Origin of the sequence: Erythrobacter sp. SCSIO 43205 (assembly GCF_019904235.1) — a bacterium.
In the GTDB taxonomy this organism is placed as follows: domain Bacteria; phylum Pseudomonadota; class Alphaproteobacteria; order Sphingomonadales; family Sphingomonadaceae; genus Erythrobacter.
The window spans coordinates 3,293,126-3,314,251 of sequence record NZ_CP063202.1; the positions used below are offsets into that span (position 1 = coordinate 3,293,126).

A 21,126-nucleotide genomic window follows, 5' to 3' on the forward strand; every position below is an offset into this window, starting at 1 on the left:
CCCTGCCCGTCAGGAGAAGCCTGCTTCACTATCCGGGACGGCGGCCCGTCCATCCAACGCCTCGCTGATTGTCACGGCGGCTGTCACGGTCAATACCAAGGCAGCCAAAAAGCCAAACGCTATCCCAACAATCGCCACGAGACGCCACCAGACAGCGTATTCGCCATCGAGCGCCCGGGGGACAACCGTTGGTTCGCCGGGGCGCAGCCAAGGCGCCTCTTCAACCATGGACGAGACATCGCGTATCACGAGTTCGCCCGGGTCATCCTGCGCTGTTGGATCGTCGATCAGGGCCATGATGGGGACCTGATTTTTACTGTATACAGATTCGCTTAAGTGTTGGGTGCCGGAAGTTGGCTCATTCGCCGACAAGTCCCCCAAGTCGTTGAGAGATTCCTCCTGCGAATCCTCAAACGCTGATTTGTCTTCGCGGTAAGCCTTCACCAGATCGGCAAGGCTTTCTGCCTCATAGATATCTTTAAGAGCGCGGATATGTTGATTGATACGAGTTTCAGAGACACCCAAATCGTTGGCGATGACTTTGATAGGCGCGCGTTGATCAATCCGTTCAATGACGGCTTTTTGACGTTTAGTTAGGGGGCGCATTGCGTCCCTGGTCATGACAAACTCCTGCGTCGGATCGTCGAGTCACGTATATCACTCTTAACCCTTATGTCTAACGTGCCGGCACCAAACGACAAACAGCGATGCTTAATTTCAAACTAACATTACGCTGCGGTGGAATTAATTCCCATAGAGGCGAAATATCGTTTTATGTTGCGAGCCGCCTGCCTAAGTCTCTGCTCATTTTCTACCATTGCAATTCTAACAAAGCCCTCACCTTTTTCGCCATATCCAACGCCCGGAGCGACAGCGACTTGGGCTTCAGTCAATAATTGTTTCGAAAATTCCAAGCTCCCCATTTCCTTTAATGCTGGTGGAAGCGGGGCCCATGCAAACATGGATGCAGGCGGCGCGGGGATGTCCCAACCGGCTCGCCCAAATGCTTCTACCATAACATCGCGTCGTTTCTGATACAGCTGACGGTTCGACTCGACGATGTCTTGTGGACCATTCAATGCCGCACAGGCCGCCGCCTGAATGGGGGTGAAAGCGCCATAGTCAAGGTACGACTTGACCCTTGTCAGCGCCGCGATCAGTTGCTTGTTGCCCACGGCAAATCCCATTCGCCATCCGGCCATGGAATAGGTTTTACTCATACTGGTAAACTCAACCGCTACGTCTTTTGCGCCCGGCACTTGCATGATCGAAGGGGTGGGATTGCCGTCGTAATACAGTTCTGAATACGCAAGGTCCGACAAGACCCAGACCTTGTTTTCACGCGCCCAGTCGACCAGCCTTTCATAGAAGGCAAGGTCAACCACTTCCGAAGTCGGGTTTGATGGGTAACTCACCACCAAAACGCTAGGCCGGGGCACGGTGAAATTCATCGCGCTTTCGAGCGAGCGCCAATATTCTTCGTCCGGCGTTGTTGGCACTGCGCGGATTGTTGCACCCGCGATTATAAATCCAAAGGTGTGGATGGGGTACGACGGATTGGGCGCGAGCACCACATCGCCCGGCGCCGTAATCGCGGTCGCAAGGCTACCGAGCCCCTCTTTTGAGCCCATGGTGACGACCACTTCGCTTTCTGGATCAAGGTCGACGCCAAACCGGCGCTGATAATAATTGGCTTGCGCGCGCCTTAAGCCTGGAATGCCTTTGGACTGCGAATAGCCATGCGCATCAGGTTTCGCGGCCACTTCGCAAAGCTTGTCGATGACGTGCTGGGGCGGAGGTTGATCGGGATTGCCCATGCCAAGATCGATAATATCCTGACCCGCTTGTCGAGCGGCATGACGCATCGAATTGACCTCCGCGATCACATAAGGAGGCAGCCGCTTCATTCTATAAAATTGATCGTCCATCGGTTCCTGCATTTCGCCTGCCGACCGCGAGGCGTTAAATCATCGTTGCACTGTCCAGATCCGTACATAGTGCAAAGGACCTAGACGGGCCTTTATACGCCTGTTTCGCACACTCGCCACATTATAGAGCTATCAGACTGGCAAAACTTAGTTTCGCGCCATATGGTGCACTTGCATCAAGGTGGGGTTTTTTGAACGATGGCTGATGACAAAAAAGACGGTGCAGGCTCAAGTTTTTCGTTTGGTGCTCCGACAGACGGTATGGCATCGCTAGGCTCTTTTCTTGAAACGCAGGGCGACATTATGCGCTCCTTTTTCGAGAACGCAGCGCAGGTGATGGGTTCGAATGCGGCTATGCCTGGCGGGCCTGGGGCAGCAATCTCATCTCCTGGCGACCTCAACCTGACTAATTTGGGCGAGCTTGGCGAGTGGGCAAAAGCGGGCGCCGAAATACAACAGATGTGGTTCACCTTTTTGAGCGCTCAGTTGGCTAAGAGCGCAACTGGCGCTGGCGCAAAAGCCGGTCAAGGATTGCTTGATCCTGCGCAATGGTTGTTGGTGTCGCAAAGCATGGCAAAATCGCTTCCTCAGGACATGATAGAAAGTAGCTCGAAGCTTGCCTCGTCGACCATGCAAATGTGGCAGGGTGTCGCTTCTCAAATGATGGATGAGCGGGACGCGAAAGATGGGGACGGCTTGGTGACCACGCCGAAGGCTCGCTCAGACCGACGGTTTGCCGATCCCGAATGGAATGAGAATCCTGCCTTTGCCCTGATTCATCAGACCTATCTCATGCTGTCTGAGTATTTTCGCAATGCAGCCTCCAACATGGATGGTTTGGATGGCGCAGAAAAAAAGCAGCTTCAGTTTGCAGTCAACGCATTATCCGAGGCGATGAGCCCGGGCAATTTCCTCGCGACCAATCCGGTCGTCCTCAAACGAACGGTCGAAACCAAGGGGCAAAACCTTGTGCGCGGGATGCGTCATCTGATCGCTGATCTGGAGCGCGGCCAGCTTACCCACACAGACCCGAACGCCTTCACCCTTGGCGAAAACCTGGCCGCAACGCCAGGCAAAGTCGTTGCGCAAACAGAGCTCTATCAGCTCATTCAATATTCGCCATCTACTGATCAGGTTTACGAAACCCCGCTGGTGATCTTTCCGCCATGGATCAACCGTTTCTATATCCTTGATCTGACGGCCAAGAAGAGTTTCATCAAATGGGCTGTTGACCAAGGCATCACGGTTTTTGTGGTGAGCTGGAAATCGGCTGATGCAACGATGCAGGATGTCGTTTGGGATGATTACATCCGCGCGCAGATCGGCGCGATTGATACGGTGCGTGAGCGCCTCAAGGTCGATGATGTCCATACAATTGGCTATTGTGTTGCAGGAACGACTTTGGCTGCGACCCTCGCGGTTTTGGCGCAGAGAGGCGATGCCGATAAAGTCAAATCCGCCACCTTCTTCACCGCGCAAGTCGACTTTGAGCGCAGCGGCGAGCTGAAGCATTTTATCAGCGACCCCCAGCTTGCGATGATCGACCAGCTATCGCCTGATGGCTATCTCGATGGACGTTATCTGGCCGCGACCTTCAACGCGCTCAGAGGCAAGGATCTCATCTGGAATTATGTCATCAATAATTACCTTATGGGCGAGGACTACCCAGCCTTTGACCTTCTGCATTGGAATGGCGATGTCACCAACCTGCCAGCCAAATGGCACAATGAATACCTGCGCGATCTGTACCGCGACAACAAACTCGTGGTGCCCGGCGCTTTGGAAGCCGACGGCACGCCAATTGACCTCACCAAGGTAAAAACGCCCAGCTATATCCAAGCGGGCCGCGAAGATCACATTGCGCCAGCGGAGAGCGTGTGGCGGATCACCAATCACTTTACCGGGCCGCTCGAGTTCATCCTTGCCGGCTCTGGTCATATTGCTGGCGTGGTGAACCATCCCGATGCCGGCAAATATCAATATTGGCTGGGCGATAAGGATGCAGAGACGCTTGAGGCTTTTGTCGAAGGCGCAGAGGAGCATCCGGGCAGCTGGTGGCCACATTGGCTCGAATGGCTGCAAAAGCAGTCTTCCAAAAAGGTCCCCGCCACCGGCAAGCGCAAACCCGGTGGACGCGGCGATAAAGTGCTGGAAGACGCGCCCGGCAGCTATGTGAAGACGCGATAAATTTTTCGAGTTTTCTCGGGGCACGCGCCCCGAAACCTCATCAAACTATTGATCTGGTTTGTTTTTTTCACGCTCTCGCGATTTATTGTGCGCCGCACAAAAAATGCTTGACTTCGCACCTGCAATGCCTATTTTGTGCACTGCAACACAATAGGAGCGTGACATGGCTGAGGCCAAGACCACATCTAAGATCGATGCAGCGGCTGAAAAGGCTTATGAAGAAGCGGCTGCGAAGAAAACCGCAAGCGCTGCAAAGGTCGCGGAGGCTGTTGAAGCTGATGCTCCAAAGCCTGAGGTAAGCGCCAAGGCCGTCAAGAAGGCGGTCGCAGCCCCTGCAAAGAAAAAGGCTCCGGCTGCTCGCAAGACTGCTGCCAAACCGGCATCGCAGAAAACCGCTGCAAAAAAGACCGCAGTGAAAAAGGCGCCAGCGAAGAAATCTCCAGCCAAAAAGCCGGTCGCAAAGAAAACCCCCGTCAAAGCAGCTGCCAAGACTGCAGCGCCAACTAACCCTGTTTCAAAACTGAAGGATACCATCATGGCAACCGCAGAGAAAAACGACTTCACAGCAGAGCTTACGTCGAAAGCCAAAGAACTTGCCGCCGACGCACAAACCCGTGTCAAAGGCGCTTACAGCAAAGCAACTGAATTGGCTTCGGAAGCAGGCGAATTCAACAAAGCGAATGTCGAGGCTGTTGTTGAAAGCGGCAAAATCTTCTTCGCTGGTGCGCAAGAACTCGTCAAATCAGACGTCGAGACCGGCAAAGCCGTGATCGAAACCGTCACTGAGGACGCGAAAAAAGTCGCAGCCGTCAAGTCGCCAACCGACCTGTTCGAACTTCAAGGCGAAATCGCACGCCGCAACTTTGATGCAGCGATGGCTTTCGGCTCCAAGCGCACTGAAGCGCTGGTCAAGCTTTACAACGATGCTTTCGCGCCGATTTCAAACCGTGTGAGCGTTGCAACCGACATGGCTAAGAAGGCTGCCTAAGCCCAACTCTTAGCGACACAGTTTCTAGGCCGGGCCTCTCTCCCCTCTCTCTCTCACCCGGCTTAAGAAAGCGCGCAGATATGCGCATGGGCCAGAACGACCACCCTATCGGGATCGTTCTGGCCCTTTTTTGTGCGCAGACTTGCGCCGTGTGACCACGGAAAGTGCCACCTTGGTGCGGTCATGCCTTGCACTGGTGCAAACCTTTCCCATAATGGATGCTCTATGCGATCCCTCGAACCTTCCCTTTCTGATTTGTTGTTCGCGCAAGGCAGTGCGTGCCCATCCGGTGCGTCAGAATTGGGCGGAACCTTGTTCATCCCAGTTTCCAGCAATGACAAGCCGGACGATGGCGATGGCGACGCTGATGATGGCGATGCGCAAGTCGGGATCGCAACGAAAACACGCGCAAAGCCCAAAAAGCCCAGCCAGTACAAAGTTTTGATGCTGAATGACGACTACACTCCGATGGAGTTTGTGGTCATGGTGCTAAAGCGTTTTTTCTCCATGGACCTGGAGCAAGCAACCCGCGTCATGCTTCATGTCCATCAAAAGGGTGTCGGCGTTTGCGGCATTTTCCCTTACGAAGTGGCTGAAACGAAGGTCAATCAGGTGATGGATTTCGCCCGCCAGAATCAGCACCCACTGCAATGCACGCTGGAAAAAGCGTAAGCTGATAGACGCACAAGACAGTCCTCGCGAAAAAAGCCTGACGCGCGCGCGATTTACCGCTAGAGGCACAGGCCAGCGTGAACAAAAGCAAAGCTGAGCCACGGGACAGGATGTGTTGAACTTCATTCCCAGTATCGACCGCTATATCTTCCGGCTGGTGATCGTCCCCATGCTGGGGGTTTTCGCGCTCGCGGCATCGCTGCTTTTGCTGGAAAAAATGTTACGACTGTTCGACTTTGTCGCGGTTGAGGGCGGGCCGATTGGCGTTGTTTTCAAGATGCTGGGCGCGCTTGTTCCCGAATACGCGAGCCTCGCCATCCCGCTTGGCCTTTTGCTCGGTACGCTCTTCGCCTTCCGAAAGCTGGCAACCTCGTCAGAGCTCGACACCATGCGCGGCGTAGGTCTTTCTTACTGGCGCCTTTTGCGAGTGCCCTATGTGCTCACAGCGATACTCGTCGGGGTCAACATCGCGCTTGTCTTCTACATTCAACCGCTCAGCCGCTATTATTATGAGCAGATGGAGTATGAACTTCGATCAGGCGCGCTAGGTGCCTCGATCAAAGTGGGTGAGTTCACCACTCTGGCGGATCGCATGGCGCTGCGCATTGAGAAAAGCGAGGATGAAGGTCAGCGCCTTGTGGGAATTTTCGCCCGCGTCTCTAACTCAGAAGGCCAAGTCCTCTCAATCAGCGCGCGTGAGGGCAGCTTCCTGGCGACCACCGACGATCCCGACACGATCATCCTGCGCCTAACAGAGGGCACGATTGTTCAGGACACGGGGAGCGACACACCGCGCGTTCTTTCTTTCAGCCGCCATGATCTGCCTATCGATTTGCCAGCCATCGAAGAATTCCGGGCGCGCGGCGAAGGTAGCCGCGAATATATCCTGCCTGAGCTTTTGCGGATCGGCTGGGCCGATGGCAGCGCCACGCAAGAGCAGCGCGATGAAACGCAGGCCGCGTTCAATTACCGAACGGTGGAGATCGTGATGATGTGGCTCATGCCACTGCTTGCGGTGTCGCTTGCCATTCCGCCCAAACGATCAACCAGCGCGCTGGGAGTTTTCGTGTCGATTGTCATGGTCGTCTCCTATCACAAGATCAATCAATACGGAGAGGACATCGCCAGCCTTGGACGGATTGACCCAATCATCGCCTTATGGGGGCCTTTCGTCATTTTTGCCGCGATCATTTTGTTCATGTTCCACCGCACTGCCTATGTCCCCGGCGGGCAGCCTCTGGGCGCTCTGGAGCGGGTTTTCGGCAAGCTTGGCAAACAGATCGGTAAGCTTTTCGGACGACGCAAGCCCAAATCACTAATGGCAGATCATCACGCCGATACAGTCGATACAGCCACAGCCCCGGCGGAATAAAGAACAAACACGCTCATGCAATTGGACTTCTTCCCCTCGCGCACTCTGACGCTTTACCTTGGCAAGATGTTTGTTGTGCGCATTGCCGCGGTGCTGGTGATGCTGGTGGTGGTTTTGATGGCCCTCGACCTGCTTGGCAATACGGGCAAGATTTTGGCGCCAGAGGGCAATGGCCAGGCGGAAATCTGGAAATATGTGAGCCTGCGTGTTCCACAGCTAGTGGCGCGCTTCCTCCCCTATTCAGTGCTGCTGGCGACCCTCATTACTCTGGTCACATTAAACCAGAACAGTGAGGTCGTTGCGATGAAAGCGGCCGGGCTTTCGGCGCATCAGGTGCTCTCGCCCTTGCTCCTGACAGCGGCCCTCGTCGCAGTGATCAGCTTTGGCTTTAACGAGCGCGTGGTGACGCGCGCCAACGCAACGTTAAAGGCGTGGGATGCGGCTGAATACGGGCCCATCCCCGAAGTCTCAGGCGTACGTTCGAATGTGTATGTGACCGATGGCGAGCACATTTTGACTGCGCAAACTCTGACGGGCTCAGGCGAGGCAATCGAGCTTGGTAATGTCACATGGTACACGCGCGCGCCCGGCGGCATCATCACAGAGCAAGTGAGAGCGACAAGCGCGACATTCGCAGGGCCGGGCTGGGAGCTCTACGAGGCGGTCCGTTTTGATGTTGGGCGCGCACAAGCCGAAGAGCTCGACAGGCTGATAGTTGGCGAAAGTCTGACCCCTGACCAGATTGACCTTCAATCTGTCGACCCCGATGCTCAAAGCTTTTGGGAGTTGGGTGAGACAATCGACGCATTTGAGGCGGCAGGCCGGCGCACTTCCGAAATGCGGGCCAAATGGTGGCACCGGATTTCCGGGCCATTGTCTGCGCTTTTGATGCCGCTTTTGGGCTCTATCGCCGCGTTCGGCCTTGCGCGCTCTGGACAATTATTCGTGCGCGCGGTGATCGGCATGGCCTTGGGTTTTGCTTATTTCGTTGTTGACAACGCCGCCCTCGCAATGGGCAGCTTTGGAGGCTATCCGCCTTTTCTTGCCGCTTGGGCACCGTTTCTTCTCTTCTTCCTTTTGGGTGAAACGGTTCTAATCCGAACCGAAGAATGACCTCTTCTGAAAGCGCACGAGATTGGACACTGCGTTTGGCGCGGCCAGCAGATGCAGCGCTCATGCCCTCTATCGAACGCGCAGCGTCAGCATTGTTCGCCGACGATCCCGATCTGGCGGGGCTCGACTTTGACGACCCTTGGGAAGAGCCCCAACTCGTCTCGCTTATCCGCAAGGGGCACTGCCTTGTCTCCCATGTCGGTGAGCGTATGGCCGGGTTTCTCGTCAGCCAACCTTTTCGCCGCGAACTGCATATCTGGGAAATGGACGTTCACCCCGATTTCCAGCAGCGCGGAATTGGCGCAGGTCTGGTGCGCGCAGCGCAGGTTGATGCACGCAATTCCGGGTTCAAAGCGCTTACCCTTACCACCTTTCGCGATTTGCCATGGAACGGGCCTTTCTATGAAAGATTAGGCTTTGAAGAAGTCACCGCGCTTGATGCGCACCCGCGATTAGCAGGCGAACTTGCCAATGAAGCGGACGACGGACTTCCCATTGCGAGACGCTGTGCAATGATCCATTTCCTCGAATAGCTTGAGTGAGTTATAATGAGGCCTACTCAGGAGATTACCGCCATGAAACGCCGCTTCAGTGCCTCTCTCGCCAGCGCCTCACTCGTCAGCCTCTCGCTCGCCGTTGCAGGATGTAGCGATGATACCCAAGAGGCTCCCGATATAACCGAGGCTATCCCACTCGACGCAGCAAGCTCTGATCCAGAAGCGAGCGAGCAAGAGGGCGCGCAAAGCGATACGGACTTTGGCGCAACAGATGAAAGCTTTGCTGAAGGTCAAGCAGCCAATGGTTCAGATACACCTGACCTTCCCGGAGCAGGTTCGGCAGGCACAAACTCTGGTGAGCGCGCACTGCCTGACACCATGGAACGCGGTGCCAATCCTGCTGGAATGACTCAGCCTCCTGCGGGCTCAAAGGTTCAACCTGCCGACGGATAACCTGCCAAGGGCCTTAGCGTGGCAACATAGTGCTGCGCGCGATCCGGCCCACCAAATTAAACATTCCGGGATGGTTTGCCCCCTCATAGGTTGAACCATCGCCAAGCTCTCGCGCAAGACGGCGGTGCGCTTCGGGCAGGTCGTGATAGGGCATAGAGGGCATCAGATGGTGGAGCGCGTGATAACGCAGTCCCACTGGTGCCCAGATCTCCGCAGCGATACCCGGCGGCGGTACGTTCACGCTGTCCAAAAATTGCGCGGTCACGGTCATTGGTTCGCCCTCATTCTCCCACAGGTGCGCCACCAGAGTGCGCAGCTGGTTGAGAAGAGTGGTGAACGACATAATGGCAAGCGCGACAAGCAACGGTTTCCAGCCAATCACAAGCGGGCTGAGCATCAGAGCGATAGCCCAAACACTCGCCCCGAATTGCTGCCAGCGAACCTGCTTTGCAAACTCGCCCTTAGCCGGTTTGCGGCGAAAATCAGGGTTGATCGAAAGCGATGAAGCGCGCTCCCACACAAAACGGCGCAACGGGGGCACAAAAAGACCTAAAGGCACCAGAACGGCGGAACGGATGAGCACAGCGACCGGCGCAAGCAATGCAACGATCACAAAGACCGGCAAGCTCCACGGCTTCATCAGAGCAAGTGGAAGATATTCCGGATCCTCAATCGTGCCGTACTGAGTGCGCTTGTGATGGATGACGTGCACGCCTTCATACATGAAGCTGGGCGCCATCATCGGAATACCGACGAGCAGGTTCCAAACCAAACGAAAGCCGGGCAGCGCGTCTTTGTGGATGTGCGTGAGCTCGTGAATGAACATGAGCGATCGATACAACGCCAGCGATGCCACAAGCCCTGCGATGATCGCCACAGCAAGGTTGGTCGTCAAAATTGCCGTTGCAATTCCGGCATAACCAATCGCTGTCGAAATCAGCATATCAGGCCAAAAGATGCTGGCCTTTGCTTCGCCCAAATCTTTCGTCAGCTCGCGCGCTGCGCGCAGCATATCCTTGTCGTCCCGCGTCTGGAAATCAGCGCGGGTCGCACGTGGCCTTGGCGTCTCAGGCGCGCCGCTGGTTGAGATGGATTGGTGCATAGTCATGAAAAATCGTTCCTGCAGCCTGGCTCTATACCCTATTGCAGCGCACAATCGCAAACTGTCTGTTTTGATCTCAGTGATCGATTACCTTGCGTCATGGCTTTGCGCGCTTCATGGCAGATTGCGGATGGTAAACATTGACGCATATCAAGAGGGTTTCGGGGTAAAATGACTTCACCGATCACAATTGAACGGGTGACGGATAAAAAAGGGCGTGCTCGCTTTGTTGATCTGGGCCGCGCATTTGCAACGCAGGTTCCTCATTCGGTTCCCCAATTGCGCTCTGAACAATTAGAGCTGGTGGACCCGGACAAAAACCCGCTGTTCGGACACACACGGGCACAGCTTTTCATTGCTATACGTGGTGGCAAAGCTGTGGGACGCATATCGGCTCAAATCGATGAACTCGCGCTGAAGATGCCGGAAAGCCAGGGTTTTGGTCCTGGCACAGGGATGTTCGGATATTTCGATGCAGAAGACGAACACGTCGCCAAAGCGCTGTTGGAAGCAGCCGAAGACTGGCTCAAAGAGCAAGGGATGACGCGCGTCCTCGGCCCGATTTCGATGGCCATGTGGGAAGAGCCCGGGCTTCTCGTCAAAGGCCACGACCATCCCCCCATGGTGATGATGGGGCACCATCCGGCACACTATCAGGCGATGATCGAAGGTGCGGGCTATACGCGGGCAAAAACCCTCTACACCTATGACCTTGACATAACGAAAGAATTCCCCCCGCTGGTCCAGCGCATCGTCCAATCGGGCGAGCGCAACAAACGCATCACCATACGGCAGGTGAGCCACAAAAACTGGGACGAAGATGCAGCCATCGTCCTCTCGATCCTGAATGATGCGTGGTCGGACAATTGGGGATTCGTGCCCTTCACCCCCGAAGAGGTAAAATACGGCGGCAAAAAGCTGAAACCGATCATCAAGGAAGAGCTGAATATGATCGCAGAGGTCGATGGGCGTCCCGTCGCTTTCATGCTCGTTTTCCCTGACGTGAACCATGTCCTTGCCAAGATTAAAGGCAAATTGTTCCCATTTGGCTGGTTCCACCTATTGCGCTGGCTGCGAAAACCGAAAGAAGGGGGAATGCGCGTCCCTCTTATGGGAGTGCTCAAAGAGTATCAGAACTCGCGGCTTGCAAGCCAGCTTGCCTTCATGATGATCAGCTATATCCGCCTAAACGCGACTGAAAAATATGGTTCGCAGCGTGGCGAGATCGGTTGGATTTTGGAAGACAATCAGGGGATGGTTGCCATAGCCGATACCATCAACAGCCAGATCAACCGCGAATATGCCATCTATGAAAAGAGCCTTGCATAGTGGCGGCAAAAACCAAAAAGGCCCCCGCTCCTTAGGAGCGGAGGCCTTTCGGGATCTTATCGCCAGCCACATGGACGGGAGGGGGGATCAGGCTGGCGACATTCAATAAATGATTGCAAAGGCGCAGGGTTCCCAAGTTTTAAAAAAATTTCTAATCTGCCTTTGCGAAAGTGCAAATCCCGGTCCATACGAGAGGACCAAGGAGACGGCGAACAGGCAAGATTTCGTCGTTTTCCCTTAAGTTTAAAGCGTGCGCGTCGGAGATGATTTTGTCGCTCAGTCAAAAAATTGCAGGCGAGCTTCCTTTTTTGCGCCGCTATGCGCGGGCGCTCAGCGGTTCGCAGGTGCGAGGGGATGCCATTGTCAAGGAGACGCTTGAGAAAGCGCTTGGCGATGAGGCTCTCAAAAAATCATTAGAGGGCGGGCGCGAGGCGCTTTACCGGGTGTTTCATCTGGTTCTCGATGAGCGCGGAATGCAAGCGCAAGCATCCTCAAATACCGATGCAAAAGAGCAAAGCGCGCTTGCCAAGCTCAGCGCCATGACCGACCAGACGCGCCAGGCCCTGTTGCTGACCACCGTCGAAGGGTTCAACACCGCTCAAGCAGCGCAAATCATGGGCATTGGCGCTGACGCGGTGGATCAGCTTAATCGAGCCGCAATCGCGCAAATCGATGCAGAGCAAAGAACCAGCGTGCTCGTGATCGAAGACGAACCGATGATCCTGATGCAGCTGGAAGATCTCGTGCTCTCACTAGGCCACGAAATAAGCGGCACGGCGACCACCAAATCAGAAGCGATTCAATCGGTTAAAGAAAACCAGCCCGGGCTAATTCTTGCAGACATCCAGCTTGCCGATGGCTCATCGGGCCTTGATGCGGTCAAAGACATCATGGAAATCGCCGAGGTTCCCGTGGTGTTTATCACCGCCTACCCCGAACGACTTCTTACCGGCGACCGTGTGGAGCCTACCTATCTTGTGACCAAGCCATTCCGAGAGGATACGGTTAAAGCCTCGATAAGTCAGGCTTTATTCTTTGGTTAAAGCGGCGCGCCTTCTTTTTCACCGTTTCTGGCAATTGAGAGTTCTGCTCAAGACAAGGGAACATTTGCTAACTTTGCAAGTTTCACCATCATCAACCCATAGCGCACTGCGCAAGTGTGGGTGTTATGGCCTCGCGGTATGTTCCGCCAGGCATGGGAAAATGCAGGTCTGTTGATGAGCTCAGCCAAGAAACCGGATAAGGATAAACCTGATGTGGGCGCAAAAACGCCCATGGATCAGGGTGCCGAGTCTCCGGCTTGGGCCGATGGGCTCAAACAACTCTACAACTCGGTCGTGGATGAGCCACTGCCCGACAGTTTCAAGGACCTGCTCGACGCTTTCGATGAAAGCACCGGGCCCGGCGACAATAATGCCGGAACCGGAAAGTCGGATTAGTGGCAGGCGACACAAAACCCAACAAACCCACCGCAAAGGAACGCGCCGCATTCAAGCGCGAACTGACCGAGGTTATTCCGCATTTGCGCGCATTTGCCCGCGGGCTTTGTGGCCGCGCGGACATGGCCGATGATCTGGTTCAAGAGGCGCTTCTTAAAGCGTGGGCTGCACAAGACAGGTTTGAACCTGGCACCTCAATGCGCGCATGGACCTTCGTGATTTTGCGCAATGCCTATCTCACCGATATGCGCCGCAACCGGTTTCGCGGCACCTATGATGAAGGCGTGGCTGAGCGCATATTGACGCAGCCCGCAGAGCAGGAGGAGCCTTTGCATCTCTCCGATATGCATCGCGCGCTTCTGACGCTCCCGCCTGAGCGGCGCGAGGCGCTATTGCTCGTGGGTGCTGGCGGCTTTTCTTATGAAGAAGCAGCCGAGATTTGCGGCTGCGCGCTTGGAACGATCAAAAGCCGCGTGGGCCGTGCACGCGCCGCACTCAATGAAATGCTATCCAAAGACAATGTGCCGGGCCGTTCCATTGCGGATGGCACAGCGCATTCCGAAATCCTCGATGAGCTCGACAATGTGGTCGCCGAGAGCGGCTTTATGGGTAACGGAAAAGACACGCCCGAGCACTGAAATCGCGCGTCGGAAACTTGCGCGCTTGGCGATTACGGGCTGCTCTCATAGGCTGCGCTTCAGGAGCTGAAGCCGCTGATGAACCAACAGATTCCACCTGAGCCTTCGGATAAAGACGCTGCAAGCCAAGAGCAGCTGCGCTTACTGTCCGCGCTTGTGGTGTTGATCGGTATCGGGCTTTTTCTGGCACTGCCCTTTGTGCTCTCCATCGGTTCGGTAGTTTTTTTGCCTTTGGTGACAGCGGTGCTGCTATCCATTTTGCTCTCTCCGCTTGCAGACCATCTGGCGCGTCTTGGGTTTCCCAATGTGCTTGCTTCGCTGGCGTCTCTCCTCGTGTTTGTAGGAGCGGTGCTGCTTGCGTTGGCGCTCATCCTTCAACCTGCGCTTGATCTGTTCGCGCAGATCCCCGAAATCGCAGGTCAGGTGGGCCAGCGGTTTGAGGACCTTCGCGACGAATTTAGATGGCTTGCGATTGCCAATGCCGAATTGGCGAAAATCATGGGAGACACAGGCACTTCCGAGGTCGTGCTGGCGACGCCAAGCTTGCTTGAAGAAATCGCCTTTGCAACGCCATCGGTAGTGGTCGAAGTGCTTATCATGATGCTCATGGCGTTCTTCATGATCGAAGCGCGCGTGCGGATGCGCCGTCACCTTTTGTTCGACCGGGCAAGCTTCGGCTCCAGCGTGAAAGCTGCGCGCGCCATGCGAGAGGTGCAGGATAAGGTTGCGGCCTACATCATGACCGTTGGCATGATTAACGCAGGCGTCGGCGTGATCGTTGCAGGCGGAGCTTGGGCGTTGGGCGTGGATGCGCCGATCATGTGGGGCGGCCTTGCTATGCTTTTGAACTTCGTGCCTTACATCGGTCCGATGGCGATGTTCGCCCTGCTTGCGCTCTTTGGCATTGGTACTGGGGAAACGGTTTGGTTGGGCATGATCCCGGCGCTCGCATACCTTGGCTTGAATGCGATTGAGGGAAACCTTGTTACCCCTTCGATCCTCGGCGCGCGCTTTACGATGAGCCCGGTCATGATCCTCATCGCGCTATCGTATTTCACATGGATTTGGGGCGTGCCGGGCGCGCTTTTGTCAGTCCCGATTTTACTAACCCTCACCGCGCTCTTCGATCATATCGGCAGGCCCAACCTGATCGGCTTTGTTTTTGGCGAACCCCTTTTCAAGGGCGACGCGGCGGAGCGCGGGCGAGAAGAAGAACAGGCTCCTGTCGGATAAGGAAAAACCCTAATCCGCGTTCCGGTCAACTGCGCTAACGACCGCAACATTCATCGTCACATTGGCAAGCGTGCGCATGATGTCGGGCAGCATTTCCACCGCCACCAGCAGCGCCAAGGGCTCAACCGGAACACCCATGGCAAGCGCGATGGGTCCGATGGAGACGACGAAGCTGATCGAGCCGGGCAGGCTTACCGAACCCACTGAAATGATAAGCGCCACCAATATTCCGGCAACGGCCAGGGCAGGCGAAATCTCAACCCCGGCAAGCGCTGCGACATACATTGCGACCGCGAGATTCATCGCAGGCGAGGTTGCGCGGAATATGGCAACCGCAAGCGGCAGGACGAACTCGGCTGTGCTTGATCTCAGTCCCAAACGGCTTGCACTGTCGAGCTGCGCTGGCAGGCTCGCAAGCGAGCTTTGCGTGGAAATTGCAACGGCCTGTGCCGGGATAATCTGCCGGGCGAACCGCCAAGGGCTGATCCCACCAAGCAGCCATGCGACAAAATAGGCGAGCACAAGGATAAATCCGCCCATGGCCGAGACGACCAGAATATAATGCCCAAGCGCTGCGAACGCCCCGCCCCCACTGCGCATTCCAACCCCAAAGGCGAGCGCGAAGACGCCCAGTGGCGCAATCCAGAGCACCCAACCGATGATCAGCAGCATCGCATTGGCGAGCGCGTGGAAGAAACCCATCAGGCGTGCGTTCTGATCCTTGGGGAGCTGCGAAATCGCAATCGCCAGAAGCGCGAAGAAAATCGTGAGCGGAAGCATCGCGGTTTCCGCCGCAGCGGCAATCATATTGGGCGCGATAAGCGAGGCGAGAAAGTCGAGAATATCGGGAACCGCGAGTTCTTCATCAGGCACCTGCGCCAGGAACCCGCTTGCGCTTTCCGGGATCGGGAAGGCGGTCAGAAGCAAGGGCAGCATCACCGCTGTGAATATTCCGCCAAGGATAAGCACGCCGAAAACTAGCCCCAAAAACCGCCGGGCTGCTGCTCCTGCGCGCGCGGCCGCCATCATTTGCGCTAAGCCCAGCACCAGCAAGCTCGCAACCAGAGGGATGATCGTCATCTGAAGAGCGCGCAGCCACAAGGTTCCGACAAGGCCGATGAGTTCAAGGATGCGCTGAGGCAAATCAGCACCGCCAAGCGCCACGCCAAGGGCGAGCCCCAGGACCAATGCCGCGAAGGTTGCGATCACAGGTAAGCGGATCGTGACCAGCTCATATCCTGTATCCACCGCCTGCTTGTCGCTTTGATTGTTCAAGTCACCTGTCCCTGTAATTCGCGGCCATAGCGTCTGCATGAGCGATAACCGTGTCAGAACAAAGTGACAAATGGCGCGCCAGCCAATAACGCTGTGGCAAGACTATGCTGCTAGGGGCGGCGCAAAACAGGTTCAGGACGGGAAGCGATTTTCCATGACACGCAAGTTCTTTGGCACTGATGGCATCAGGGGCCGCACCAACGCAGGGGTAATGACAGCCGCCACCGCGATGCGCGTGGGGCAAGCGGCGGGCAATTACTTCGTGCGCGGCACACACCGGCACCGCGTCGTGATCGGCAAAGACACGCGCCTTTCTGGTTACATGATGGAAAGCGCTCTGGTCGCTGGCTTCACCAGTGTAGGCATGGACGTGATTATGACCGGTCCCCTGCCAACGCCCGCCATCGCGCTTCTCACCCGCGAAATGCGCGCTGATCTTGGCGTGATGATTTCGGCTAGCCACAACCCTTACGCCGATAACGGTATTAAGCTGTTCGGCCCTGATGGTTTCAAACTTTCCGATGAGGCTGAGGCTGAGATCGAGGCTTTGTTAGAAGCCGAACCCACACTGGCATCGGCTGAAAACATTGGCCGGGCACGCCGGATCGACGATGCGCGTGGGCGATATATCCATGCGGTCAAAAACTCGGTTGGTTCGGATGTGCGCTTTGACGATCTGAAAGTCGTGGTCGATTGCGCCAATGGGGCCGCCTATCAAGTCGCGCCCTCTGCCATTTGGGAGCTTGGCGCAGAGGTTATCACGATTGGCGTTTCGCCCAATGGCACCAATATCAATGACGGCGTTGGCTCCACTTCGATCGAAGCGCTTCAGGCCAAGGTTGTCGAGGAAGGCGCGCATATCGGGATCGCGCTTGATGGCGATGCGGACCGGCTGATCGTCGTCGATGAAAAGGGGCGCAAGGTCGATGGCGACCAGATCATGGCCCTGATCGCCAGCCGTATGCACGAAAAAGGCTCGCTCAAAGGCGGGGGCGTGGTCGCAACGGTCATGTCGAACCTGGGGTTGGAGCGCTATCTTGAGGGCTTGGGCCTCACGCTGGAGCGGACCAAAGTCGGCGACCGCTATGTTCTTGAACGGATGAAAGAAGGCGGCTTTAATGTGGGTGGTGAACAATCAGGCCACATGATCCTGACCGACCATGGAACGACTGGCGATGGCACCGTGGCTGCGATGCGTGTGCTCGCCTCGTTGGTACGATCGGGCAAACCTGCAAGCGAAATCCTCCACCAGTTCGACCCTGTGCCGCAGCTTCTCAAAAACGTGCGCTATGAAGGCGGCGCGCCGCTTGAAAATGATGTCGTAAAGGCGGTCATCGCCGACGCCGAAGCCGAGCTTGAAGGCAAAGGCCGCCTGGTCATTCGTGCATCAGGCACAGAGCCAGTGATCCGCGTGATGGCCGAAGGCGATGATGCCGCACAAGTCGAGGCGGTGGTTGACCGGGTGTGCGACGCCGTTCGCAGTGCCGCGTAAGGCTCGCAACCGATGAAAAAACCACCGCGCATTTTGTCCATCGCTGGTTCTGATTCCAGCGGTGGCGCTGGCATCCAAGCGGACATCAAAACCATCACCATGCTGGGTGGTTATGCCATGACCGCCATCACCACGGTGACCGCGCAAAACAGCGTCGGCGTGCAAGCAATTGCGCCCATGGCGGGCAGCGTTGTCGCCAGCCAGATTGCTTCGTGTCTCGAGGACATCGGTGTTGATGCAGTCAAAATCGGGATGCTTCACGATGCCGATGTGATCGCGCAAGTTGCAGGCGCACTTGATAATGTCGATGCGCCGATTGTGATCGACCCGGTGATGGTAGCAACCAGCGGCGCTGCGCTGATCGATCCAGATGCAGTGGCAGCTTTGCGTGACACCATGTTCCCATTGGCGGCGCTGATCACCCCCAACCTACCGGAACTTGCTCACCTTTTGGGCCGCAGCCTCAACACGAGCGATGACATGATCGAAGCAGCCAAGGAGCTTTCAGGCATCACGGGAACGGCTGTTCTGGCAAAAGGCGGTCACACGCAAGACGCGCGGGTGATCGACCTCCTATACGAGCCGCAAGGCCGCACGGTGCAATTCGATCACGAACGGATCGACACACCCCACACCCACGGCACCGGATGCACGCTATCCTCAGCCATCGCCACGCTTTTAGGACACGGCCAAAGCCTTGAACATTCGGTCAAATTGGGCCGGAATTTCGTGCTGAACGCGATCAAGGCAGCGCCCGGATTTGGCTCTGGCAATGGTCCCCTTGGGCACCAGGCAGTGCGTAGCCTCGATTAATCGAGCCCGTAAAACTCAGCGATATGGGCCCATGCCTCATCTGCTGTTTCGCACCATTTGAACAGATCGAGATCCTTTTTCGAGATCGTGCCTTCCTCGGCAATCGCCTCGAAATTGACGACACGCGTCCAGAATTCCTTGCCGAACAGCAAAATGGGCAGCGGCCTCATTTTGCCCGTCTGGATGAGCGTCAACAGCTCAAAGAATTCGTCAAAGGTGCCAAAACCGCCCGGGAACACCGCAACAGCTTTCGCTCGCAGCAAGAAGTGCATCTTGCGAAGCGCGAAATAGTGGAAATTGAGCGAGAGGTAAGGCGTTACATAAGAGTTTGGCGCTTGCTCATGGGGCAAGACAATATTGAGGCCAATGCTCTCGCTTCCCGCATCGCTTGCCCCACGATTGGCCGCCTCCATGATCGAAGGTCCGCCTCCTGAACAAACGACAAACTGGCGCTTGCCGTTTTCGATGATGGCTTTTTCAGAAACCAACCGTGCAAGCTGCCGCGCCTCTTCGTAATATTTGGCTTTCTTTGCCAGATTCTGAGCGACCTTCTGGTCCCACTCATCGCCGTCTTTGGCGGCATCAATCTTGGCTTGCGCCTCGTCTGCGGATGGGATCCGCGCTGACCCGTACATCACCATGGTCGAACCGACGCGCGCCTCATCCAGGAGCATTTCCGGCTTCAACAGCTCAAGTTGGAACCGAACGGGGCGAAGTTCGTCGCGCAGCAGGAAATCAGTGTCGCGAAAGGCGAGCTTATAGGCGGGATGTTCGGTTTGCGGTGTCTTTTCAGGAGACTCATCCGCAAATCGGCTTTCTTCTTCAGCGGGATAGAATTTACGCCCGCCAAGGTCATGTTCGTCGTTCATATTTGTCATGGGAAGGTGACCTAGGCGCGCAGTCTTTTGGCGGCAAGAGCGCAATTGGTTCTAATCCGCTTCCCGCAAGCATATCCTTGCCATGGGGATACGCGCCGTGAGGCAAATTCCGGCCTCGTTCCACTGGGTCGAAACATCAGCATAAAGCTGCCTTGTGATTATCCTGTTGATGACCTTGCCGCCGAAACCATCGCGTTCAGGGCGCGCTACAGTGGGGCCACCGCTTTCTTGCCATCGAAGCTCAAGCACAGGCTCTTCACCTGCTTGCGTATTCCATAAAATATCCACCCGGCCACCCACGCCTGATAATGCACCATGCTTGCTCGCATTGGCCGCAAGTTCGTGGAAAAACATGGCCAGTGATTGGGCTGCGCTTGGGGAAAGGGTGATGTCCGGGCCTTCAAGGTGAACGGCATCTTGTGCCGCGTGGGCATTGATTTCCTTTTCGATCAGCGCGCGAAGGGACGGCCCAGACCACTGCGTTTGCGCAAGCAGGCTGTGCGTGCGGGCCATCGATTCCAACCGCGCACGAAAGTCCTTGGCATAGGTTGTAAGATCGGTGTTAGACCGCGCAGAAATCTCAGCGATGGACAATATGATCGCAAGCAAATTGTTCACCCGGTGATCAAGCTCACGCATCATGAAATCGCTGCGCGTCCTGTTTGCTTCGGTTTCCGAAACATCGGCGAGGATGCACACCACAATGGGTTCATCTGCGCGCATGGCGCGCTCACCTCTCATCCTGAGCCACAAGACATCGCGACCGGGCGGCTTGAAACGCAATTCGAGATCAAGCGGAGTGCCCTCGTGGATTGCTGCGTCCATCGCATTTGTGAAACTTGTGCGATCCTGAGAGACGATGTGTTCGGCGAAGGTCTTTTCGCTCATGCGATGCTGGGCTTTTTCCAAACCAGTCACCGGCGCCGAGCGATCATCCCAAATGGCTTCGCCAGCTTGCGGATCGAAAATCCAGACACCGATTTGCGCAAGACTAGCGGCGAGTGATTGGACGATCTGCTGGTGGGCTGCGATGGTATTTTCACGCGGTTCGCATGGCTCATAGGTGACCATCACGCCGCCCACGCCCGACGTATAGGGCTTGACCGTGCGAGTGTAGGCGCGACCATCACGAACGACCTCGCGCGTGATCGCCCGCCCCTCGGCGAGGGCTTTTTGTGCCTCCTGGTCCAGATCGGTATCTTCGATCATCGAGCTCCGTATGCCGCAAGAAGAGGCAGGTAATCTGCAAAAAGACTTAAGATTGGCACCATAACACTCAGGGCCTCCCCAATCCGAAAACCCTCTCGCAACCAACGTTGCCCTTCTGTTTTGGTTCCGTGAGGGCCGGGGCGATCGAATGGAGTAGGGCTGGCAATTGATTTGTAAGCAGCACGTCTCGTCAAACCGAGGGCCGCTTCTCGGGCGCATTTTCATGGCCATAGGGACAATGCCTACACCCCGTCCCACAGCATCTCTCGCGCGCAAGCAAGCCTAGCCGCGTGAATACAGTGAAGCCAGTTTCCGGATCGATATAGGTAGCCTCCCCGCGCGCGCAGGCGGCTTCATGCAGGGGCCAGAAATCGGTTTCGCTCATAAATTCAGGACACGCTACCCGGATTTGCCGAAAGAATGCCGCGCGTTAAGGCTGCTCGTGCTTTCGATCAATACCAAGCTTGCTTGCTCTTGGCGCGCGCTTGGTTTATTTCTGGTGACAGGT

21 protein-coding genes are annotated in these 21,126 nt (G+C 56.0%); 14 read left to right on the forward strand and 7 right to left on the reverse strand.

Going from position 1 to position 21,126, the window contains the following annotated elements; all coding sequences use genetic code 11:
- Positions 1 to 9: 9 nt before the first annotated feature.
- Both INR77_RS15400 and INR77_RS15405 read right to left on the reverse strand, forming a co-directional pair.
- The gene (locus INR77_RS15400; protein WP_255573826.1) at positions 10 to 621 is read right to left on the reverse strand and encodes a hypothetical protein; all 612 of its coding nucleotides are present in this window, start codon (positions 619 to 621) and stop codon (positions 10 to 12) included.
- Between the two features lie 107 nt (positions 622 to 728).
- Positions 729 to 1,928, reverse strand: coding sequence for an LL-diaminopimelate aminotransferase (locus INR77_RS15405; RefSeq protein ID WP_223071860.1), 1,200 nt, complete (start codon positions 1,926 to 1,928; stop codon positions 729 to 731).
- A gap of 261 nt (positions 1,929 to 2,189) precedes the next feature.
- Here INR77_RS15405 and INR77_RS15410 point away from each other — a divergent pair, with 261 nt between their 5' ends.
- The 7 genes from INR77_RS15410 (at position 2,190) to INR77_RS15440 (ending at position 9,210) form a co-directional block, all read left to right on the forward strand.
- The gene (locus INR77_RS15410; RefSeq protein WP_370632328.1) at positions 2,190 to 4,115 is read left to right on the forward strand and encodes a PHA/PHB synthase family protein; all 1,926 of its coding nucleotides are present in this window, start codon (positions 2,190 to 2,192) and stop codon (positions 4,113 to 4,115) included.
- Between the two features lie 163 nt (positions 4,116 to 4,278).
- The gene (locus tag INR77_RS15415; protein WP_223071862.1) at positions 4,279 to 5,103 is read left to right on the forward strand and encodes a phasin family protein; all 825 of its coding nucleotides are present in this window, start codon (positions 4,279 to 4,281) and stop codon (positions 5,101 to 5,103) included.
- A gap of 312 nt (positions 5,104 to 5,415) precedes the next feature.
- On the forward strand, positions 5,416 to 5,775 hold the full coding sequence (clpS, locus tag INR77_RS15420) for an ATP-dependent Clp protease adapter ClpS (protein WP_370632329.1): 360 nt from the start codon (positions 5,416 to 5,418) through the stop codon (positions 5,773 to 5,775).
- A 112-nt stretch (positions 5,776 to 5,887) separates the two neighbouring features.
- Positions 5,888 to 7,147: an LptF/LptG family permease gene (locus INR77_RS15425; protein WP_370632243.1), complete on the forward strand. Its 1,260-nt coding sequence runs from the start codon at positions 5,888 to 5,890 to the stop codon at positions 7,145 to 7,147.
- A gap of 15 nt (positions 7,148 to 7,162) precedes the next feature.
- The gene (lptG, locus tag INR77_RS15430) at positions 7,163 to 8,260 is read left to right on the forward strand and encodes an LPS export ABC transporter permease LptG (RefSeq protein ID WP_223071864.1); all 1,098 of its coding nucleotides are present in this window, start codon (positions 7,163 to 7,165) and stop codon (positions 8,258 to 8,260) included.
- Positions 8,257 to 8,793, forward strand: coding sequence for a GNAT family N-acetyltransferase (locus INR77_RS15435; RefSeq protein WP_223071865.1), 537 nt, complete (start codon positions 8,257 to 8,259; stop codon positions 8,791 to 8,793). Before lptG ends, INR77_RS15435 begins: the two co-directional genes overlap by 4 nt.
- 42 nt (positions 8,794 to 8,835) lie before the next feature.
- Positions 8,836 to 9,210, forward strand: coding sequence for a hypothetical protein (locus INR77_RS15440; RefSeq protein WP_223071866.1), 375 nt, complete (start codon positions 8,836 to 8,838; stop codon positions 9,208 to 9,210).
- Between the two features lie 13 nt (positions 9,211 to 9,223).
- Here INR77_RS15440 and INR77_RS15445 read toward each other — a convergent pair whose 3' ends face one another.
- Positions 9,224 to 10,318 carry a fatty acid desaturase gene (locus INR77_RS15445; protein WP_223071867.1) on the reverse strand — a complete coding sequence of 365 codons (1,095 nt, stop codon included), beginning with the start codon at positions 10,316 to 10,318 and terminating at the stop codon, positions 9,224 to 9,226.
- A gap of 165 nt (positions 10,319 to 10,483) precedes the next feature.
- Between INR77_RS15445 and INR77_RS15450 the strand changes: the two genes are divergently transcribed.
- The 5 genes from INR77_RS15450 to INR77_RS15470 all read left to right on the forward strand — a co-directional run bounded on the left by INR77_RS15450 (position 10,484) and on the right by INR77_RS15470 (position 14,951).
- Entirely contained in the window at positions 10,484 to 11,641 is a 1,158-nt protein-coding gene (locus INR77_RS15450; RefSeq protein ID WP_223071868.1) for an N-acetyltransferase, read from the forward strand.
- A 269-nt stretch (positions 11,642 to 11,910) separates the two neighbouring features.
- Positions 11,911 to 12,684, forward strand: coding sequence for a response regulator (locus tag INR77_RS15455; protein WP_223071869.1), 774 nt, complete (start codon positions 11,911 to 11,913; stop codon positions 12,682 to 12,684).
- Between the two features lie 138 nt (positions 12,685 to 12,822).
- Positions 12,823 to 13,080 (forward strand): NepR family anti-sigma factor, encoded by a 258-nt coding sequence (locus INR77_RS15460; RefSeq protein WP_255573827.1) that lies wholly within the window; start codon positions 12,823 to 12,825, stop codon positions 13,078 to 13,080.
- Positions 13,080 to 13,718, forward strand: coding sequence for a sigma-70 family RNA polymerase sigma factor (locus INR77_RS15465; protein WP_223071870.1), 639 nt, complete (start codon positions 13,080 to 13,082; stop codon positions 13,716 to 13,718). The genes INR77_RS15460 and INR77_RS15465 overlap by 1 nt, the downstream gene beginning before the upstream one ends.
- A 78-nt stretch (positions 13,719 to 13,796) precedes the next feature.
- Positions 13,797 to 14,951: an AI-2E family transporter gene (locus INR77_RS15470; RefSeq protein WP_223071871.1), complete on the forward strand. Its 1,155-nt coding sequence runs from the start codon at positions 13,797 to 13,799 to the stop codon at positions 14,949 to 14,951.
- 9 nt (positions 14,952 to 14,960) lie between these two features.
- Here the strand turns inward: INR77_RS15470 and INR77_RS15475 are convergent, their stop codons facing one another.
- On the reverse strand, positions 14,961 to 16,226 hold the full coding sequence (locus INR77_RS15475) for a dicarboxylate/amino acid:cation symporter (RefSeq protein ID WP_255573828.1): 1,266 nt from the start codon (positions 16,224 to 16,226) through the stop codon (positions 14,961 to 14,963).
- A gap of 154 nt (positions 16,227 to 16,380) precedes the next feature.
- Between INR77_RS15475 and glmM the strand changes: the two genes are divergently transcribed.
- A complete protein-coding gene (gene glmM / locus INR77_RS15480; protein WP_223071873.1) occupies positions 16,381 to 17,718 on the forward strand; it encodes a phosphoglucosamine mutase in 1,338 nt (445 codons plus the stop codon).
- A 12-nt stretch (positions 17,719 to 17,730) separates the two neighbouring features.
- The gene (thiD, locus tag INR77_RS15485) at positions 17,731 to 18,531 is read left to right on the forward strand and encodes a bifunctional hydroxymethylpyrimidine kinase/phosphomethylpyrimidine kinase (protein WP_223071874.1); all 801 of its coding nucleotides are present in this window, start codon (positions 17,731 to 17,733) and stop codon (positions 18,529 to 18,531) included.
- Here the strand turns inward: thiD and INR77_RS15490 are convergent.
- The 3 genes from INR77_RS15490 to INR77_RS15500 all read right to left on the reverse strand — a co-directional run bounded on the left by INR77_RS15490 (position 18,528) and on the right by INR77_RS15500 (position 21,003).
- Positions 18,528 to 19,409: a TIGR00730 family Rossman fold protein gene (locus INR77_RS15490; RefSeq protein WP_223071875.1), complete on the reverse strand. Its 882-nt coding sequence runs from the start codon at positions 19,407 to 19,409 to the stop codon at positions 18,528 to 18,530. The genes thiD and INR77_RS15490 overlap by 4 nt on opposite strands.
- Positions 19,410 to 19,460: 51 nt before the next feature.
- Positions 19,461 to 20,618, reverse strand: coding sequence for a sensor histidine kinase (locus INR77_RS15495; RefSeq protein ID WP_223071876.1), 1,158 nt, complete (start codon positions 20,616 to 20,618; stop codon positions 19,461 to 19,463).
- Positions 20,619 to 20,808: 190 nt separating this feature from the next.
- Positions 20,809 to 21,003 (reverse strand): DUF5522 domain-containing protein, encoded by a 195-nt coding sequence (locus INR77_RS15500; protein WP_223071877.1) that lies wholly within the window; start codon positions 21,001 to 21,003, stop codon positions 20,809 to 20,811.
- Between the last annotated feature and the right edge of the window lie 123 nt (positions 21,004 to 21,126).

What these genes read in the sequence shown, in the direction of transcription:
- INR77_RS15400 (WP_255573826.1), bottom strand. Translation starts at nt 621, where the DNA reads ATGACCAGGGACGCAATGCGCCCCCTAACTAAACGTCAAAAAGCCGTC.
- INR77_RS15405 (WP_223071860.1), bottom strand. Translation starts at nt 1,928, where the DNA reads ATGGACGATCAATTTTATAGAATGAAGCGGCTGCCTCCTTATGTGATC.
- INR77_RS15410 (WP_370632328.1), top strand. Translation starts at nt 2,190, where the DNA reads ATGGCATCGCTAGGCTCTTTTCTTGAAACGCAGGGCGACATTATGCGC.
- INR77_RS15415 (WP_223071862.1), top strand. Translation starts at nt 4,279, where the DNA reads ATGGCTGAGGCCAAGACCACATCTAAGATCGATGCAGCGGCTGAAAAG.
- lptG (WP_223071864.1), top strand. Translation starts at nt 7,163, where the DNA reads ATGCAATTGGACTTCTTCCCCTCGCGCACTCTGACGCTTTACCTTGGC.
- INR77_RS15435 (WP_223071865.1), top strand. Translation starts at nt 8,257, where the DNA reads ATGACCTCTTCTGAAAGCGCACGAGATTGGACACTGCGTTTGGCGCGG.
- INR77_RS15440 (WP_223071866.1), top strand. Translation starts at nt 8,836, where the DNA reads ATGAAACGCCGCTTCAGTGCCTCTCTCGCCAGCGCCTCACTCGTCAGC.
- INR77_RS15445 (WP_223071867.1), bottom strand. Translation starts at nt 10,318, where the DNA reads ATGACTATGCACCAATCCATCTCAACCAGCGGCGCGCCTGAGACGCCA.
- INR77_RS15450 (WP_223071868.1), top strand. Translation starts at nt 10,484, where the DNA reads ATGACTTCACCGATCACAATTGAACGGGTGACGGATAAAAAAGGGCGT.
- INR77_RS15460 (WP_255573827.1), top strand. Translation starts at nt 12,823, where the DNA reads ATGTTCCGCCAGGCATGGGAAAATGCAGGTCTGTTGATGAGCTCAGCC.
- INR77_RS15470 (WP_223071871.1), top strand. Translation starts at nt 13,797, where the DNA reads ATGAACCAACAGATTCCACCTGAGCCTTCGGATAAAGACGCTGCAAGC.
- glmM (WP_223071873.1), top strand. Translation starts at nt 16,381, where the DNA reads ATGACACGCAAGTTCTTTGGCACTGATGGCATCAGGGGCCGCACCAAC.
- thiD (WP_223071874.1), top strand. Translation starts at nt 17,731, where the DNA reads ATGAAAAAACCACCGCGCATTTTGTCCATCGCTGGTTCTGATTCCAGC.
- INR77_RS15490 (WP_223071875.1), bottom strand. Translation starts at nt 19,409, where the DNA reads ATGACAAATATGAACGACGAACATGACCTTGGCGGGCGTAAATTCTAT.
- INR77_RS15495 (WP_223071876.1), bottom strand. Translation starts at nt 20,618, where the DNA reads ATGATCGAAGATACCGATCTGGACCAGGAGGCACAAAAAGCCCTCGCC.
- INR77_RS15500 (WP_223071877.1), bottom strand. Translation starts at nt 21,003, where the DNA reads ATGAGCGAAACCGATTTCTGGCCCCTGCATGAAGCCGCCTGCGCGCGC.